This window comes from Rahnella sp. 1L-D-7-B-C2, from assembly GCF_057290995.1.
Genome location: NZ_JBXAVQ010000005.1, coordinates 107,134 through 123,744 on the forward strand (window position 1 = coordinate 107,134; position 16,611 = coordinate 123,744).

Sequence of the window (16,611 nt, forward strand, 5' to 3'; positions counted from 1 at the left end):
ATTCGTAATTGATCCAACCCGTTTTTTGATCCAGAAGGGTTTTTCTGCCCGTCACAAAACATCCGGTATGGCCCGAGGTAGCGGTGAAACAAATATCAGCAATCATTGACCAGCTTGATACAGCGCTCGCAGGCGAATGGCCTGACGCGCCGGGTGTCCGGCAGCTCAGTTATTCCCTGCAAAAACAGCCTGACGCGGGTCTGCTTGAATGGTTGTCGGCGCAACCCTGTTACCCGAAATTCTACTGGCAGCAGCGCGACGGCCATGAAGAAGCCGCTGTCTGCGGCGATGCCTGTTCTTTCGGCGATATGCAGCAGGCTCAGGAATTTATTCGCCAGCATCAGGACATTCCCGATTTGCACATCTGGGGGCTCAATGCCTTCAACGGTGCTGACTCTTCTGACGTCCCGGCTAATGCGCTGTTTTTGCCGCGCATCGAACTTTGCCGTCTTGGCAATACTTACTGGCTACGCTGCACGCTGTTTGCCGCGGTTTCGCTGCATGAAGAAGCGCGCCGCACGCGACGGTTCCTGCGTTCGCTTGTCGCCAGTCGTGCGTTACCGCCGATCACCTCCCGCGTCGTTCAGCACCAGCATTTACCCGCCGAGCCGCAGTGGAATCAGCTGATTACCCGCGCACTGAGAAGTATCAAACAGCAGACCTTCGACAAAGTCGTGCTGGCACGCAAAACCACGTTAACGCTTAGTCAGCCGCTGAATGCCTGTGCATTCCTCGCCGCAAGCCGCGCAGTGAATCACCACTGTTATCATTTTATGCTGGCGTTCACGCCGCAACAGGCGTTCCTTGGTTCCAGTCCGGAACGTCTTTTCCTGCGCGATCACACTGAGCTTTTTACCGAAGCGCTGGCGGGCACGGTAGCTAATCATTCTGATAATCAGAAAGCCCATGAACTCGGCGAATGGCTGCTCAGCGACGGAAAAAATCAGCGCGAAAACCTGCTGGTGGTCGATGATATCTGCCAGCGTTTGCAGGGCGGGGCGCATTCTCTGGATGTGATGCCCGCAGAAATCCTGCGTTTGCGCAAAGTGCAGCATCTGCGCCGTAGCATCCACGGTGAACTGACCGGCGCAGACGATGCAGGATGCCTGCAACGTCTGCAACCCACCGCCGCCGTGGCCGGATTACCGCGTCAGGCGGCGCGTAAATTTATCGCCGAGTACGAACCTTTTGACCGTCAGTGGTACGCCGGTTCCGCCGGATATCTGAGCACTGAACAAAGTGAGTTCACCGTCGCGCTGCGATCGGCTGCGGTGAAAGGACATCATTTGGAACTCTTCGCGGGCGCAGGTATTGTCGCCGGTTCTGATGCTGCACAGGAATGGCAGGAGATCGAAAATAAAGCCGCAGGATTGCGGACTTTGCTGGAAGAACACTACACGCCTGTCGTTCAGGCCGGATAATCCGTTGCCGGGAGAGTCATTTATGTCCGTTGCCGTCTTCAATCGCCGCTGGGCGACGCTGATCCTTGAGTCGCTAACGCGCCATCAGGTAAAGCACGTCTGCATTGCGCCGGGTTCGCGTTCCACCGCGCTGACGCTCGCAGCGGCAGCGCATCCCCATCTCATCTGCCACACCCATTTTGACGAACGCGGCCTCGGTCATCTGGCACTCGGTCTGGCGAAAGCCAGCGGCACGCCGGTGGCGGTGATAGTCACCTCCGGAACGGCGGTGGCGAATCTCTATCCGGCACTCATCGAAGCCAGTCTCACCGGCGAAAAACTGGTTCTGCTGACCGCCGACCGTCCGCCGGAATTGATTGACTGCGGCGCCAATCAGGCTATTCGTCAGCCGGGAATGTTCGCCAGCTATCCGGTGCAGGCGTTGGATCTACCACGTCCGACCCCTGAAATCAGTGCACGCTGGTTGGTGTCGGCCATCGACAATGCGCTGGCGCAGCAAACCCACGGCGCGGTCCACATTAACTGTCCGTTCGCTGAACCGCTTTACGGCGAGGACACCGGCGAATATACCGACTGGCTGGAGCAGCTCGGCGACTGGTGGCAGGGGCATCAGCCGTGGCTGAGTTTCACGCCGGTACAGCATTCTCTCGCGCAGCCAGACTGGTTATCCTGGCGGCAGAAACGCGGCGTGATTATCGCCGGGCGGATTAGCGCGCATGAAAGTGAATTACTGGTGCAGTGGGCTGATCAGCTTGGCTGGCCGTTGATAAGTGACGTACAGGCTGCGACCGGTAATCCGCTGCCGTGCGCCGATTTATGGTTGGCGTCGCCGCAGGCGAAAAGCGTGCTTGAGCGCGCACAGCTGGTGGTGCAGGTTGGCGGCGGGCTGACCGGTAAACGGCTGTTGCAGTGGCAGGCGGCGTGTCAGCCGGATGAATACTGGCTGATCGATGCGCTGCCGGGGCGTCTGGATCCGGCGCAGCATCGTGGCCGGCGTATTCAGACCCCTGTCGCGGGATTTCTGCTTCAGCATCCGGCGCAGCATCAGCCCGACTGGGCGCCTGAGCTGGATGAGTGCGCCGCGCGTGCGCGTCACGCCATCGAATTACATCTCGCCGGCAGGTTTGGCGAAGCCGTTGCCGCGTGGCAATTACCGTCTCTTTTACCGGAGCACGGCCAGCTGTTTCTCGGTAACAGTCTGATCGTCCGGCTGGCCGACGCCTTCGCGCAGTTGCCCGCCGGGTATCCGATTTTCGCCAATCGCGGCGCCAGCGGTATCGACGGTCTGCTCTCCACCGCCGCAGGTGTTCAGCGTGCTACCTGCAAACCGACGCTGGTGCTGCTCGGCGATATCTCCGCACTTTACGATTTGAACGCGCTGGCGTTGATGCGTCAATGCTCTGCGCCGACGGTGATCATCGTGGTGAACAACAACGGCGGGCAGATTTTCGCTCTGTTGCCTACGCCAGAAGCTGAGCGTCAGCGGTTCTACTGCATGCCGCAGAATGTTGATTTTCAACATGCGGCGGCCATGTTCGGGCTCGATTATGCCAGTCCGACATCCATGACTGAGCTACACGAGGCGGTCACGCAATGCTGGCAGCACGGTGGTGTAAAACTGGTCGAGCTAAAAGTGAATGAAACTGAGGGCGCGGAATGTCTGCGCAGTCTGGTCAGCGAGGTGAGCCAGTCATGACGCTGGCCTGTACGCGCCTGAATGCCGATGTGAAAGGGCGTCCGTGGCTGGTGTTTCTACACGGTCTGCTCGGCAGCGCCGACGACTGGCAGCCGCTGATAGCACAACTTTCCGGCTGGCCTTGCCTGCTGGTGGATTTACCGGGGCATGGCCGTTCGGCAGAGTTCACCGCCGCCGGATTCGCCGACGTCAGCCAGCTGCTCACCGACACGTTGCAGCAGCAGGGAATCACTTCGTACTGGCTGATTGGCTATTCGCTCGGCGGACGCATCAGCCTGTATCACGCCTGTCAGGGCGACAGCGCAGGGCTGATGGGCGTAGTGGTCGAAGGCGCACATCCGGGGCTTAACTGTCAGACAGAGCGCGCCCAGCGCCGTCATCACGACCAGCAGTGGGCAACGCGTTTTGTGCAGTTACCGTGGAAGCAGGCGCTCACCGCCTGGTATCGCCAGCCAGTATTTGCCAGCCTGACCGATGCGCAGCGTCAAAAGTTGGTTCTGCTGCGTGAAAGCAATAATCCTCACACCGTCGCCGCCATGCTTGCCGCAACGTCATTGTCGGTTCAGCCAGATTTACGTCAGAAGCTGCATCAGCTTTCCCTGCCGCTGGCGTGGCTTTGCGGCAGCGCCGATAACAAATTTATCACTCTCGCGCAGCAGTCCGGTTTCGAACTGCGCACCGTCGCCAATGCCGGGCATAACGCCCATCGTGACAATCCGGCGGAATTTGCCCGTCAGGCGCTGGCATTCATTACTTCACCTGTCTTAAAGGAAGTTGAGCATGATTTATCCTGATGAAAAAGTACTTTACGCGCCAGTGGAATGGCGTGATTGCACCGGAGATTTTGAAGATATTCGCTATCACAAATCCACCGACGGCATCGCTAAAATCACCATCAACCGTCCACAGGTGCGCAATGCCTTCCGTCCGCTGACCGTAAAAGAAATGATCCGCGCGCTGGATGACGCCCGCTATGACGAAGGTATTGGCGTGATCGTGCTGACCGGCGAAGGCGATAAAGCCTTCTGCGCAGGAGGCGATCAGAAAGTGCGCGGCGACTACGGCGGCTATCAGGATGCCAGCGGTGTGCATCATCTCAACGTGCTGGATTTCCAGCGCCAGATCCGCACCTGTCCGAAACCTGTTGTTGCGATGGTTGCTGGTTACTCCATCGGTGGCGGGCATGTGCTGCATATGATGTGCGATCTGACCATTGCTGCGGATAACGCCATATTTGGCCAGACCGGCCCGAAAGTGGGTTCGTTCGACGGCGGCTGGGGCGCGTCTTACATGGCACGCATCGTTGGCCAGAAAAAAGCCCGCGAAATCTGGTTCCTGTGCCGGCAGTACGATGCGGCCGCTGCGCTGGATATGGGGCTGGTCAACACCGTGGTTCCGCTGGCAGATCTGGAAAAAGAAACCGTGCGCTGGTGCCGTGAGATGCTGGAAAACAGCCCGATGGCGCTGCGCTGTCTGAAAGCGGCGCTCAACGCCGACTGCGACGGTCAGGCCGGTCTGCAGGAGCTGGCGGGTAACGCCACGATGTTGTTCTATATGACCGATGAAGGTCAGGAAGGCCGCAACGCGTTTGTTGAAAAACGTCAGCCGGACTTCAGCAAATTTAAGCGGAATCCATAATGCGCCGCGCCACGGTGTACCGGTACAGCCTGCCAATGGAGGCGGGCGTGGTGTTGCGCAATCAGCGACTGAAAACCCGCGACGGGCTGCTGGTTTCACTGTGGCAGGACGAGAAAACCGGCTGGGGGGAAATTGCTCCGCTGCCGGGGTTCAGCGTGGAAGATATTACCCAGGCGCAGGAAGCCGTAAAGCACGCCCTGAACCAGTGGATACAGGGCGCATCGCTGGCGGCGCTTGCTTCAGCATTCAGCGCCTTGCCTTCAGTAGCATTTGGCCTGAGCTGTGCCGACGCCGAGTTGCGCGGTGAGCTGCCTGACGTACTAAGCACCCGCTGTGCGCCGCTGTGTCACGGCGATCCGAATGAACTGTATGCACGTCTGGGGGCGCTGCCGGGCGAAAAACTGGCGAAAGTGAAAGTCGGATTTTACGAGTCGGTCGGCGACGGGCTGAACGTCAGTATGTTGCTGGAAGCGCTACCGGATCTGCGCTTGCGCCTCGATGCCAACCGCAGCTGGACGCTGGTGAAATCAGCAGGGTTTGCCCGCCACGTCGCGCCAGAATTGCGTTCGCGCATTGTCTTTATCGAAGAACCCTGCCAGACCCGTGAACAGTCCCGCGAGTTTGCCCGCGCTACCGGCATTGCTATTGCGTGGGATGAAAGCGTGCGTGACGCCGGTTTCACCGTGCAGGCTGAAACCGGGCTGGCGGCGATTATCATCAAACCAACCCTTACCGGTAGCCTGAACCGCTGCCGTCAGCTAATTTCTCAGGCGCGCGCCGCCGGGCTGGAGGCTGTCATCAGCTCTTCTATTGAATCCAGCCTTGGCCTGACGCAGCTGGCGCGCATCGCACAATGGCTGACACCGGATGCGGTGCCGGGCCTGGATACGCTGGATCTCATGCAGGCGCAGCTGATCCGTCGCTGGCCGGATTCTGTATTACCGGTGATGGCTGAACAGGATCTGGAGGTGATGTGGCAGAGCCATTGATAACGGACTGGCCGTGGCGAGTATGGGCGACGCGCTCACCGTTCGCCGTTGCCCTTAAGGCTGGGGGAATCAGCTGGTGCTGGCGCGATTTACGGCACCGCATTGATTCACTGGCCGCCGGTTTTATTCAGCAGGGTGTGCGTGAAACTTCAGGCGTGGTGCTGCGCAGTAAAAATACCCCCGACGCGTTGCTCTGTTATCTGGCTCTCTTGCAGGCCGGTGCGCGCCTGCTGCCGCTGAACCCGCAGCTGCCGCAAACCTTGTGCGATGAACTGCTGCCGCAGCTGAATATCGATTTTATGGTCGATCTCACCGGCGCGCCTTTAACACTCCCTTTCCCCGAATTATCTCTTCACCATGCCTTTTCAGAAAGCGCCGCCGACTGGCAGCCGGAACGCATCGCTACTCTGACGCTGACCTCAGGCTCGAGCGGCTTACCGAAAGCCGCGGCGCACAGCGTAGCCGCACACCTGGCCAGCGCAGAGGGCGTACTGGGGCTTATCCCCTTCACGCTGGCTGACAGCTGGCTGCTTTCGCTGCCGTTGTTCCACGTTTCGGGGCAGGGGATTATCTGGCGCTGGCTGACTGCCGGTGCCTCGCTGGTCGTTGCCGACGGGCAGTCGTTTGATGACGCGCTGGCGGAGTGCACCCATGCCTCGCTGGTGCCGACACAATTATGGCGACTGCTTCAGCAGCCTGTATTACCGGCAAGCCTGAAAGACGTCCTGTTGGGTGGCGCGCACATTCCACAGGAAATGACGGAACATGCTGAACGCATGGGAATTCGTTGCTGGTGCGGCTATGGAATGACCGAGGCTGCGTCGACGGTAACCGCAAAACGCGCTGACGGTTCGCCGGGCGTCGGTCAGGCGTTGACGGGTAAAGTCGTACGGCTGGTGAAAAATGAAGTTCAGATCCGTTCACGCAGTCTGGCGACCGGGTATTGGAAATCCGGACAAATTACGCCACTGCCTGGTGCAGATGGCTGGTTCAGCACCCGCGATCGCGGTATGTGGCAGGGCGATGAACTGCATATTGCCGGAAGGTTGGATAATCTATTCTTTAGCGCCGGAGAGGGGATTCAGCCGGAAGATATTGAGCGAGTTTTACAGTCGCACCCACAGGTGGAGCGCGTGTTTGTGCTGCCGCTTGATGACGCCGAATTTGGTCAGCGACCGGTAGCGCTGGTGGACTCCCACCCTGACGTTACCCTTGAGCATCTGGCTGATTGGCTGCAGGGAAAACTCGCCCGTTTTCAGCAACCGGTACGTTATTATGTTTTGCCACAGGAAGTTGCGCAGGGCGGCATTAAGATTTCCCGCCAGCAACTGAAACTGTGGCTGGAAAAACAGCCAGTCTGATAATGCATCAATGTAAAAAAGGGCTGCACTGCTTAAACAGCGCGGCCCTTTTATTTGATTGTCTGAGCGAAATTACGCTTTCAGTGCTTGTTCCACACCTGCGCCATAGGCAGGATCAACTTTATAGAACAGGTCGAGTTGGCGTTTTTGCGTTTCAGGCGAAGCATGCTTCAGTTCACCGGCGATGCGGCCAAACATGCGCTGATGTTCCTCATCAGACAACAGATTGAACAGCAAACGTGGCTGAGTGAAGTAATCGTCATCTTCGCGGTGATTCCAGTGATCCGCTGCGCCTTCGACAGACAATGGCGGTTCGCTGAAATCAGGTTGCTCCTGGAACAGACCGGCGCTGTTTGGTTCATACGTCACGCCGTTGCCGCTGTTGCCGTCAACGCGCATTGCGCCGTCGCGATGATAGTTATGGAACGGGCATTTTGGTGCGTTCACCGGGATCTGGTGATGATTCACCCCCAGACGGTAGCGGTGCGCGTCGCCGTAGGAGAACAGGCGCCCCTGCAACATACGGTCAGGTGAGAAACCGATGCCGGGAACCACGTTTGCCGGGCTCATAGCCACCTGTTCCACTTCGGCAAAATAGTTTTCCGGGTTGCGGTTCAGTTCAAACTCACCGACTTCGATCAGCGGATAATCACTCTTCAACCAGACTTTGGTCAGGTCGAACGGGTTATAGGGTAGTTCAGAGGCTTCATGCTCCGGCATGATTTGCACGAACAGCTTCCAGCGAGGGAAATCGCCGCGCTCGATGGCGTCATACAAATCGCGCTGAGAACTTTCACGATCGGTTCCCACCAGTTTCTCTGCTTCGTCATCCATCAGATTTTCAATACCCTGCTGGCAACGGAAGTGGAATTTCACCCAGAAACGCTCATTTTCAGCATTGATGAAGCTGAACGTGTGGCTGCCAAAACCGTGGATATGACGATATGACGTCGGCAGGCCACGGTCGCTGACGTCGATGGTCAGCTGGTGTAGTGCTTCAGGAAGATGCGAGAAGAAATCCCATTTGTAGGCCGGATTGCGCAGGTTAGTACGCGGGTCGCGCTTTACCACGTGGTTCAGGTCAGGGAATTTCAGCGGATCGCGCAGATAAAACACCGGAGTGTTGTTGCCGACTAAATCCCAGTTGCCTTGCTCGGTGTAGAACTTCATGGAGAAACCGCGGATGTCACGTTCTGCATCTGCTGCACCGCGCTCACCGGCGACGGTGGAGAAACGGATGAACATCTCGGTTTGCTTGCCAATTTCAGAGAAGAGTTTCGCGCGGGTGTATTTGGTGATGTCGTGGGTCACGGTGAAGGTACCGTAAGCACCTGAACCTTTTGCGTGCATACGACGTTCAGGGATTACCTCACGATCAAAGTGAGCCAGTTTTTCGAGAAACCAGACATCTTGTAGTAAAAGCGGTCCGCGACGGCCTGCGGTAATGACATTATTATTGTCGACGACGGGGGCGCCGGCAGCGGTGGTCAGTCCTTTCTTTTCCATAACCATCATTTCCTTGTATTGCGTGTTCGGGTGTGAAGTGCGAGATCAACGATCACTTTTGACAGCAAATTTCCTACATCCAGGCATGCTGTAGCCTTTCCATAGGAAAATTTACCTTAACGGCTAGTGTGTACCCATACGTTGATCAGGGGCAAATAGGTGGGGCTTATTACTCTGATTAAGAGAATAGGGATAGTGAATACAAATGCTTTTCTTTACATTTTATTTGCAGGCTAAGGGATTTTTAACGTTCTGAAAGATGTCACCTTTCGGCAAATTAATTTAGACTGCGCACTAAATATTTCCCCACTGTTATATGAATGTTCAGGAATGATGATGAAAAAAATTATTGTAGCGGGCGCGGCCCTTGGCATGCTGCTGACGGCGACGTCTGCGAGCGCAATTAGCGTAAACGGCGAAGTTGGCGAGCACTACACTCATCTGGGCGCTGGTTTCGGCACCACCTCTCCAGGTCTTGCGCTGACCGGCGATTACACCCATAACGACGATGACGGCGACGTTGCGGGTCTGGGTCTGGGCTACAACATTCCACTGGGTCCTTTCATGGCGACCGTTGGCGGTAAAGGCCTGTACACCAACCCGAAAGACGGTGACGAAGGTTACGCAGCGGCCGTCGGCGGTGGTCTGCAACTCCCAATCGCCAAAATGTTCACCCTGTACGGTGATTACTACTATTCCCCGGATTCACTGTCCAGCGGCATCGGTAACTACAAAGAAGCCAACGCGGGCGTGCGTCTGACCGCGATTCCGTTAGTGACCGTGAGCGTGGGTTACCGCTACATGGCGCTGGACGGCAAAGACGGCAACCGCGATAACATCGTGGCGGACGGCGCATACGTCGGCGGCGCGCTGAACTTTTAAGTTTTACGCCTGAATCATAAAGCCTGCTCAGCAGGCTTTTTTTTCATCTGTGCTATCACTTTGTGCCTATGAGATTGTGTTTCAGCGTCAGCCTTTCTACAGTGGAAGGACTAAACGAGAGGAGAAAGTGATGCTTAGGGTTGAGATGCTCAGTACCGGCGAGGAAGTTCTTCACGGTCAAATTGTGGATTCAAACGCCGCATGGCTGGCCAGTTATCTGTTCGATCAAGGTTTGCCGATGACCAGCCGTGAAACGGTGGGTGACAGTCTGGACGAGCTGGTCAACGTTATGAAAGAGCGCAGTCACATCGCCGATGTGCTGATCGTTAACGGCGGGTTAGGCCCGACCACTGACGATCTTAGCGCCCAGGCTGCAGCCATGGCCTGTGGCGTTGAACTGGTAGAGGATGCCGGATGGATTGCCACCATGCAGGCTTTCTTCAATGAACGTGGCCGTCCGATGGCCGAGTCTAACCGCAAACAGGCGCAGATCCCGGCCAACGCCGAATTGCTGGACAATCCGGTCGGCACCGCCTGCGGTTTCAGCGTCAGGCTCAACCGTTGCCAGATTTTCTTCACGCCGGGCGTCCCTTCAGAATTCAAAGTTATGGTCGAACAGCAAATCGTTCCGCGCCTGCACAAGCAGTTCCCTGCGCTGGAAGCTCCGCTGTGTTTGCGTCTGACCACTTTCGGGCGTGGCGAAAGCGATCTGGCGACTGAGCTGGATAAAATCGACATGCCGGAAGGCGTAGTAATGGGTTACCGCTCGTCTTCGCCGATCATCGAACTGAAAGTCACCGGCCCGCGTTCTCAGGAAGCAGCGATGCATCAGATTTTCGAGCGTGTGCGCGAAGTGGCGGGCGAGAGCACCATCTTCGAAGGTTTCGGCAGCCTGCCTGACCGTCTGGCAGAACGTCTGCTGACGCAAAACCTGCGTCTGGCGGTCAGCGAAAGTTATACCGGCGGCCTGCTGAACTGGCGTCTGCAAAGCGCTGGCGTCCCGCTGGCCAACGGCGAACTCCAGCCACAAGGTGATGAGGCTTCGCCAGAGAAATCCCTCGAAAACTTACTGGCACGCGCCCAGACGCTGGCCGAAACCAGCGGTGCACAGCTGGCATTGGCCGTCGGCGCATTATCCGGCGACAAGCTCAGCCTGGCGCTGCACACGCCGTCAGGAACCAGTGGATTAACCATCCGTTATACCGCGACGCGGCACGGGTTGGCGTTAAGGCAGGAGACTATCGCGATGGTGGGGATGGATATGTTGCGGCGGTATCTGAACGGGTGGGATCCGGTAGCGGAATATCCTTGGCTCGACCGAGTCGAGAAAGTCTAGTTATTCAAGGTCAACACCTTGGGCTGCCGCCCAAACTGGCCTTAAGGTCAACACCTTGGGCTGCTGCCCCAACCTGCTTTAAGGTCAAAACCGTGGGCGTCGGCCCACACCGACTTGGGGGGCGGCCTGTCGCCGCCGCCCCCCAAGACCCCCCGGGCTCTTTAAAACACGTGCCATGCATCCCGGCTCTGTTTCAGATACTCCTCCTATTGCCGCAAAAATCCGCCGCTGCGCGGTGCCCTTCGCTCGGGTTACAACCCGCGCAAAAAGACGCGCGGTTTTCCACCTCTCGCTCCGGCGTGATTTTTGAAAGCGGCCTGGGGCTTTTTAGGTCACAACTTCACCGGCTCAGGATGAGAAAAGAAAAGGGGCAACTAAAAAAGTCAAAGACGACTCGTTTCTGTTTTTAAAAATGGTGAGATGGCGCGATCAAAAAATCCTGCCGAACGGAGCGTCCTGAAGACCAAAGGCTTCAGGACCGAGAGAGGGCACCACGCAGCGGCAGAACATGTCCATCGGTCTGGCGATAGCGCGTGTTTTAAAAAACGCGGGAGTCCAGAGGGAGACGGTTTATTCTCCCTCTGGTCGATATGGGCCGATGCCCACGACCTTAAAGTTGAAGTTGGTTTTGAATTCGCTTTTAAAGCAGTTCTCAACATCGATCCGTGGGCCGAAACCCACTAAAATTCAATTTCAATATCCCCAACCGGCATGCAACAACAGGGTAAAATCTCGCCGTCTGAGATAAACGCCAGAGGTTTTTCACTGTACTTCACCGCACCGCTAACCAGCCGCATCCGACAGGAGCCGCAATACCCTTCACGACACTGATACTCGACGTCAACTTTATGATGTTCAAACACTTCCAGCAGATTGCTATGGCGGCTTTCGCACACCAGCTGAGTGCCATCGGCTGAAAGTGTGATGGTTCTGTCCGTCATTTAAAGCTCGAAATCACTCAGGTCGTCGGCGTGAACTTCTGAATCGATCTGACCGACCAGATAGGAACTCACTTCCACTTCCTGCGGGGCGACCTGCACATTGTCGGAAACCAGCCACGCGTTGATCCATGGGATCGGGTTCGAGCGCGTTTTAAACGGTGCGGTCAGGCCAACGGCCTGCATGCGGATGTTGGTGATGTACTCAACGTATTGGCACAAAATATCTTTGTTCAGGCCGATCATCGAACCGTCTTTGAACAGATATTCTGCCCAGTCTTTTTCCTGCTGTGCTGCCAGCACGAACAAATCGTGACATTCCTGCTCGCACTCTTTGGCGATCTCAACCATTTCCGGATCATCCTGGCCTGAGCGCAGCAGGTTCAGCGCGTGCTGGGTACCTGTCAGATGCAGCGCTTCGTCACGTGCAATCATCTTGATGATTTTCGCGTTGCCTTCCATCAGTTCACGTTCGGCGAACGCAAAGGAGCAGGCGAAACTCACGTAGAAACGCACGGCTTCCAGCGCGTTAACGCTCATCAGACAGATGTAGAGTTTCTTCTTCAGTTCACGCAGATTCACCACGACGGTTTTGCCGTTCACGGTATGCGTACCTTCGCCCAGCAGGTGGTAATAGCTGGTCATTTCGATCAACGTATCGTAATAGCCGGAGATGTCTTTCGCGCGCTTGAGGATCTCTTCGTTGGTGACAATATCGTCAAACACAATCGCCGGATCATTCACGATGTTACGGATGATATGTGTGTATGAGCGTGAATGGATAGTTTCTGAAAACGCCCAGGTTTCGACCCATGTTTCCAGCTCAGGAATAGAAATCAGCGGTAAAAGCGCGACGTTCGGGCTGCGGCCCTGAATGGAATCGAGCAGCGTCTGGTATTTCAGATTGCTGAGGAAGATGTGTTTTTCGTGATCCGGCAGCGCCTGAAAATCGATACGGTCGCGGGAAACGTCAATCTCTTCCGGACGCCAGAAGAAGGACAGCTGCTTTTCGATCAGCTTTTCAAAAATCTCATGTTTTTGCTGGTCGAAACGCGCAACGTTGACGGACTGACCGAAAAACATCGGTTCCAGCAGTTGGTTATTTTTGTTCTGAGAGAAAGTGCTATAAGCCATATTGTCCTCGGACAAAAGCCCCTGTTAAGGGGCTTTGTTTTAAATGATGAATCAAAACAGATGATTAGATTTTGCAGGCGCCGCTTTCGCAGTCATCAGCCACATCGGCTTTCATGTCTTCCTGCACATCATCAGCACCATCGCGGGTGTTCTGATAGTACAGTGTTTTGACGCCGAATTTGTAGGCTGTCAGCAAGTCTTTAAGCAACTGCTTCATCGGCACTTTGCTGTTCGGGAAGCGTGACGGGTCGTAGTTGGTGTTTGACGAAATCGCCTGGTCAATGAATTTTTGCATCACGCCAACCAGTTGCAGGTAACCGTCGTTATTAGGCATATCCCACAGCAATTCGTACTGATCTTTCAGACGCTCATACTCCGGCACCACCTGACGCAGGATCCCGTCTTTCGACGCTTTGATGCTGATGTGGCCGCGCGGTGGCTCGATGCCGTTGGTCGCGTTAGAGATCTGCGAAGAGGTCTCAGAAGGCATCAGCGCCGACAGCGTGGAGTTACGCAGGCCGTGCGTTTTGATGTCTTCACGCAGCTTATCCCAGTTGAGATGCAGAGGTTCACTGCAAATCGCATCCAGATCTTTCTTGTAGGTATCCACCGGCATAATGCCTTGTGAATAGGTGGTTTCGTTGAACCACTGGCACGCGCCTTGTTCTTTCGCCAGCTCGTTGGAGGCTTTCAGCAGGTAATACTGGATCGCTTCGAACGTCTTATGCGTCAGGTTGTTGGCGCTGCCGTCGGAATAACGCACGCCGTTTTTCGCCAGATAATAGGCGTAGTTGATGACGCCGATACCCAGAGTACGACGGCCCATCGCACCACGTTTAGCGGCTTTGATTGGGTAATCCTGATAATCGAGCAGGGCGTCGAGTGCGCGCACGGCCAGTACCGCCAGCTCTTCCAGATCGTCGAGGCTTTCGATAGCACCGAGGTTGAAGGCAGACAGCGTACACAGCGCGATTTCGCCGTTTTCGTCGTTCACGTCATCCAGTGGTTTGGTTGGCAGTGCGATTTCCAGACACAGGTTAGACTGGCGAACCGGCGCGATGGCCGGATCAAACGGACTGTGCGTGTTGCAATGATCTACGTGCTGAATATAGATACGGCCAGTGGAGGCGCGTTCCTGCATCATCAGCGAGAACAATTCGACGGCTTTCACTTTCTGCTTACGGATGCCCGGGTCTTGCTCGTATTTCTCGTACAGACGTTCGAACTCCTCCTGATCGGCGAAGAACGCATCGTACAGACCAGGTACGTCGGACGGGCTGAACAGCGTAATATCGCCGCCTTTCACCAGACGCTGATACATCAGTTTGTTGATCTGCACGCCGTAGTCCATATGACGGACGCGGTTGCCTTCAACACCACGGTTGTTTTTTAGCACCAGCAGACTTTCCACTTCCAGATGCCACATCGGGTAAAACAATGTCGCTGCACCGCCACGAACGCCGCCCTGAGAGCAGGATTTCACCGCTGTCTGGAAATGTTTGTAGAACGGGATACACCCGGTGTGGAACGCTTCACCGCCGCGGATCGGGCTGCCCAGCGCACGGATGCGACCGGCGTTGATGCCGATACCGGCACGCTGGGAAACGTATTTCACAATGGCGCTGGATGTAGCGTTGATAGAGTCCAGGCTGTCGCCGCATTCGATCAGTACGCAGGAGCTGAACTGACGGGTCGGGGTACGCACGCCAGACATGATTGGCGTAGGCAGAGAAATTTTGAAGGTAGAAATCGCGTCGTAGAAACGTTTGATGTAGTCCAGACGGGTTTCACGCGGATAGCCGGAGAACAGGCAGGCCGCGACCAGAATATAGAGGAACTGCGCACTCTCGTAGATATCGCCAGTCACACGGTTTTGCGCCAGATATTTCCCTTCCAGCTGCTTGACGGCGGCGTAAGAGAAATTCATGTCACGCCAGTGGTCAATAAAACTGTCCATCTGCTCGAACTCTTCAGCCGTGTAGTCTTCCAGCAGATGTTTGTCGTATTTACCCATTTCGACCATGCGGGTCACCTGATCAATCAGCTTAGGCGGCTCGAACTGACCGTACGCTTTTTTACGCAGGTGGAAAATCGCCAGACGCGCGGCCAGATACTGGTAATCCGGCGCATCTTTGGAAATCAGATCCGCAGCCGCTTTGATAATCGTTTCATGAATATCAGCGGTTTTAATCCCGTCGTAGAACTGGATATGTGAACGAAGTTCTACTTGGGAAACTGATACGTTTTGAAGACCTTCCGCAGCCCAGTCAATGACACGGTGGATTTTATCAAGGTTGATGCGTTCTGTGCGGCCATCACGTTTAGTTACAAGCAGACTTTGGTTCATTCGGGGCGATACCTCAAAGGTTTATAAAGGGTCTGACCTGACCGTCAAAAACAGCACGGCAGCACCACTCTATTCTAGTGTGCTGGTCAGGATATAAACACAATATATTGTGGGTTTGTTATTTTCTGATGACAAGATAGTGACTGAACGGCCCTTTGGCAAGTGAACAAAACGGCCGGATTTGTGGATAACTTGGGGAGAAATTTACGGGCCAAGCCTGAGGAGTCCGTCATTGCTGGCGCGACAAACCTGTCAATATCTGAGATACGATTTTCTTATATTTTTACGAAAGGTGATCGACTGCCGGTTTATTAAACGTTAGAAAAAAACGCTATATTGATCTGGATAACTATTCTAAAAAATCATGTTCCCGGGGCCGGTTCCACCAACGCCCTAAAAACTAAGGTTTAAGTAAAATCTGTGGCGGGCAGGGCGGATGAAATTCCGCTTAAGTCTGCCCGGAAGGCATCTTCCGGGCTTGACGCACGGGCAATTTAGAGTAGGTCAGATGACAGAACTTTCTTCTGACTGAGTGTGGATCATGTAATTGACGTCCACGTTCGGCCCGAGTTTAAAATGATCGGTCAGCGGGTTGTAGTGCAGGCCCATAATGTGGCGCTCCGACAACGACGTACGGTCAATCATGCCCAGCAACTCTGACGGTTTGATGAATTTTTTGATGTCGTGCGTGCCCTTTGGCACCATCTTCAGCACATATTCCGCGCCGAAAATAGCCATCAGCCAGGCTTTGTTGTTACGGTTGATGGTGGAGAAGAAGACATGCCCGCCGGGTTTCACCAGACGCGCACAGGCAGCCACGACGGACGCCGGATTCGGCACATGTTCGAGCATTTCCATGCAGGTGACCACATCGTATTGCTGCGGATGCGCCTCGGCGTGGGCTTCCACGGTTTCCTGTACGTAATCCACTTTCACGCCACTTTCCAGCGCATGCAGACGCGCCACCTGTAACGGTTCGCCGCCCATGTCCAGTCCGGTCACTTTCGCCCCGGCGACGGCCATGCTTTCGCTAAGAATACCGCCGCCGCAGCCGACATCGAGAACATTCTTCTCAAACAGGCCATCGGCGCGCTCAAGAATGTAGTTAAGGCGCAGCGGATTGATGCGGTGCAGCGGTTTGAATTCGCCTTCCAAATCCCACCAGCGCGAGGCGACCGCCTCAAATTTGGCGATTTCTTCATGGTCGATGTTTTGTGGCGCAGCGGAAGCCGATGTGGATGATGTGGTTGTCATGAGCGTGATGAACTCCTTATATCTTGATGTGGCCGATTATACCTATTTCGTCTGCTTTGGTTCAGATTTGTCGTAATGGCGAATCTTTATACGAAATGCGGCGCTTTAC

The 16,611-nt window shown here is 55.4% G+C and carries 13 protein-coding genes; 8 read left to right on the plus strand and 5 right to left on the minus strand.

The window, feature by feature from the left end; all coding sequences use genetic code 11:
• Nucleotides 1-83 precede the first annotated feature (83 nt).
• Genes menF through menE form a run of 6 tightly spaced genes read left to right on the plus strand, consistent with a single transcriptional unit; the run spans nucleotide 84 to nucleotide 7,105 of the window.
• Nucleotides 84-1,421: an isochorismate synthase MenF gene (menF, locus tag AC0Z7K_RS10735; protein WP_485614362.1), complete on the plus strand. Its 1,338-nt coding sequence runs from the start codon at nucleotides 84-86 to the stop codon at nucleotides 1,419-1,421.
• 22 nt (nucleotides 1,422-1,443) lie between these two features.
• Nucleotides 1,444-3,117: a 2-succinyl-5-enolpyruvyl-6-hydroxy-3-cyclohexene-1-carboxylic-acid synthase gene (gene menD, locus AC0Z7K_RS10740; RefSeq protein ID WP_485614364.1), complete on the plus strand. Its 1,674-nt coding sequence runs from the start codon at nucleotides 1,444-1,446 to the stop codon at nucleotides 3,115-3,117.
• Entirely contained in the window at nucleotides 3,114-3,911 is a 798-nt protein-coding gene (menH, locus tag AC0Z7K_RS10745; RefSeq protein ID WP_485614547.1) for a 2-succinyl-6-hydroxy-2,4-cyclohexadiene-1-carboxylate synthase, read from the plus strand. The genes menD and menH overlap by 4 nt, the downstream gene beginning before the upstream one ends.
• A complete protein-coding gene (menB, locus tag AC0Z7K_RS10750; RefSeq protein ID WP_213052189.1) occupies nucleotides 3,898-4,755 on the plus strand; it encodes a 1,4-dihydroxy-2-naphthoyl-CoA synthase in 858 nt (285 codons plus the stop codon). The genes menH and menB overlap by 14 nt, the downstream gene beginning before the upstream one ends.
• On the plus strand, nucleotides 4,755-5,744 hold the full coding sequence (gene menC / locus AC0Z7K_RS10755; RefSeq protein ID WP_485614366.1) for an o-succinylbenzoate synthase: 990 nt from the start codon (nucleotides 4,755-4,757) through the stop codon (nucleotides 5,742-5,744). The genes menB and menC overlap by 1 nt, the downstream gene beginning before the upstream one ends.
• Nucleotides 5,729-7,105, plus strand: a complete 1,377-nt coding sequence (gene menE / locus AC0Z7K_RS10760) for an o-succinylbenzoate--CoA ligase (RefSeq protein ID WP_485614367.1) — start codon at nucleotides 5,729-5,731, stop codon at nucleotides 7,103-7,105. The genes menC and menE overlap by 16 nt, the downstream gene beginning before the upstream one ends.
• Before the next feature lie 72 nt (nucleotides 7,106-7,177).
• On the opposite strand, the gene AC0Z7K_RS10765 is transcribed toward menE, so the two are convergent.
• On the minus strand, nucleotides 7,178-8,611 hold the full coding sequence (locus tag AC0Z7K_RS10765; protein WP_485614369.1) for a catalase: 1,434 nt from the start codon (nucleotides 8,609-8,611) through the stop codon (nucleotides 7,178-7,180).
• Nucleotides 8,612-8,947: 336 nt separating this feature from the next.
• Between AC0Z7K_RS10765 and AC0Z7K_RS10770 the strand changes: the two genes are divergently transcribed.
• Together AC0Z7K_RS10770 and AC0Z7K_RS10775 are read left to right on the plus strand one after the other, a co-directional pair.
• The gene (locus AC0Z7K_RS10770; RefSeq protein WP_413529312.1) at nucleotides 8,948-9,493 is read left to right on the plus strand and encodes a YfaZ family outer membrane protein; all 546 of its coding nucleotides are present in this window, start codon (nucleotides 8,948-8,950) and stop codon (nucleotides 9,491-9,493) included.
• Between the two features lie 130 nt (nucleotides 9,494-9,623).
• Nucleotides 9,624-10,829 (plus strand): nicotinamide mononucleotide deamidase-related protein YfaY, encoded by a 1,206-nt coding sequence (locus tag AC0Z7K_RS10775; RefSeq protein ID WP_485614370.1) that lies wholly within the window; start codon nucleotides 9,624-9,626, stop codon nucleotides 10,827-10,829.
• Between the two features lie 680 nt (nucleotides 10,830-11,509).
• Here the strand turns inward: AC0Z7K_RS10775 and yfaE are convergent.
• The 4 genes from yfaE to ubiG all read right to left on the minus strand — a co-directional run bounded on the left by yfaE (nucleotide 11,510) and on the right by ubiG (nucleotide 16,502).
• Nucleotides 11,510-11,770 (minus strand): class I ribonucleotide reductase maintenance protein YfaE, encoded by a 261-nt coding sequence (gene yfaE / locus AC0Z7K_RS10780; protein ID WP_413529314.1) that lies wholly within the window; start codon nucleotides 11,768-11,770, stop codon nucleotides 11,510-11,512.
• On the minus strand, nucleotides 11,771-12,901 hold the full coding sequence (nrdB, locus tag AC0Z7K_RS10785; RefSeq protein WP_413529315.1) for a class Ia ribonucleoside-diphosphate reductase subunit beta: 1,131 nt from the start codon (nucleotides 12,899-12,901) through the stop codon (nucleotides 11,771-11,773).
• Nucleotides 12,902-12,965: 64 nt separating this feature from the next.
• Nucleotides 12,966-15,248, minus strand: a complete 2,283-nt coding sequence (gene nrdA / locus AC0Z7K_RS10790; RefSeq protein ID WP_413529316.1) for a class 1a ribonucleoside-diphosphate reductase subunit alpha — start codon at nucleotides 15,246-15,248, stop codon at nucleotides 12,966-12,968.
• Nucleotides 15,249-15,752: 504 nt separating this feature from the next.
• Nucleotides 15,753-16,502, minus strand: coding sequence for a bifunctional 2-polyprenyl-6-hydroxyphenol methylase/3-demethylubiquinol 3-O-methyltransferase UbiG (gene ubiG / locus AC0Z7K_RS10795; RefSeq protein WP_485614372.1), 750 nt, complete (start codon nucleotides 16,500-16,502; stop codon nucleotides 15,753-15,755).
• Nucleotides 16,503-16,611 lie beyond the last annotated feature (109 nt).

What these genes read in the sequence shown, in the direction of transcription:
- AC0Z7K_RS10770 (WP_413529312.1), top strand. Translation starts at nt 8,948, where the DNA reads ATGAAAAAAATTATTGTAGCGGGCGCGGCCCTTGGCATGCTGCTGACG.
- nrdB (WP_413529315.1), bottom strand. Translation starts at nt 12,901, where the DNA reads ATGGCTTATAGCACTTTCTCTCAGAACAAAAATAACCAACTGCTGGAA.
- nrdA (WP_413529316.1), bottom strand. Translation starts at nt 15,248, where the DNA reads ATGAACCAAAGTCTGCTTGTAACTAAACGTGATGGCCGCACAGAACGC.
- AC0Z7K_RS10765 (WP_485614369.1), bottom strand. Translation starts at nt 8,611, where the DNA reads ATGGAAAAGAAAGGACTGACCACCGCTGCCGGCGCCCCCGTCGTCGAC.
- menB (WP_213052189.1), top strand. Translation starts at nt 3,898, where the DNA reads ATGATTTATCCTGATGAAAAAGTACTTTACGCGCCAGTGGAATGGCGT.
- menC (WP_485614366.1), top strand. Translation starts at nt 4,755, where the DNA reads ATGCGCCGCGCCACGGTGTACCGGTACAGCCTGCCAATGGAGGCGGGC.
- ubiG (WP_485614372.1), bottom strand. Translation starts at nt 16,502, where the DNA reads ATGACAACCACATCATCCACATCGGCTTCCGCTGCGCCACAAAACATC.
- yfaE (WP_413529314.1), bottom strand. Translation starts at nt 11,770, where the DNA reads ATGACGGACAGAACCATCACACTTTCAGCCGATGGCACTCAGCTGGTG.
- menH (WP_485614547.1), top strand. Translation starts at nt 3,114, where the DNA reads ATGACGCTGGCCTGTACGCGCCTGAATGCCGATGTGAAAGGGCGTCCG.
- AC0Z7K_RS10775 (WP_485614370.1), top strand. Translation starts at nt 9,624, where the DNA reads ATGCTTAGGGTTGAGATGCTCAGTACCGGCGAGGAAGTTCTTCACGGT.
- menD (WP_485614364.1), top strand. Translation starts at nt 1,444, where the DNA reads ATGTCCGTTGCCGTCTTCAATCGCCGCTGGGCGACGCTGATCCTTGAG.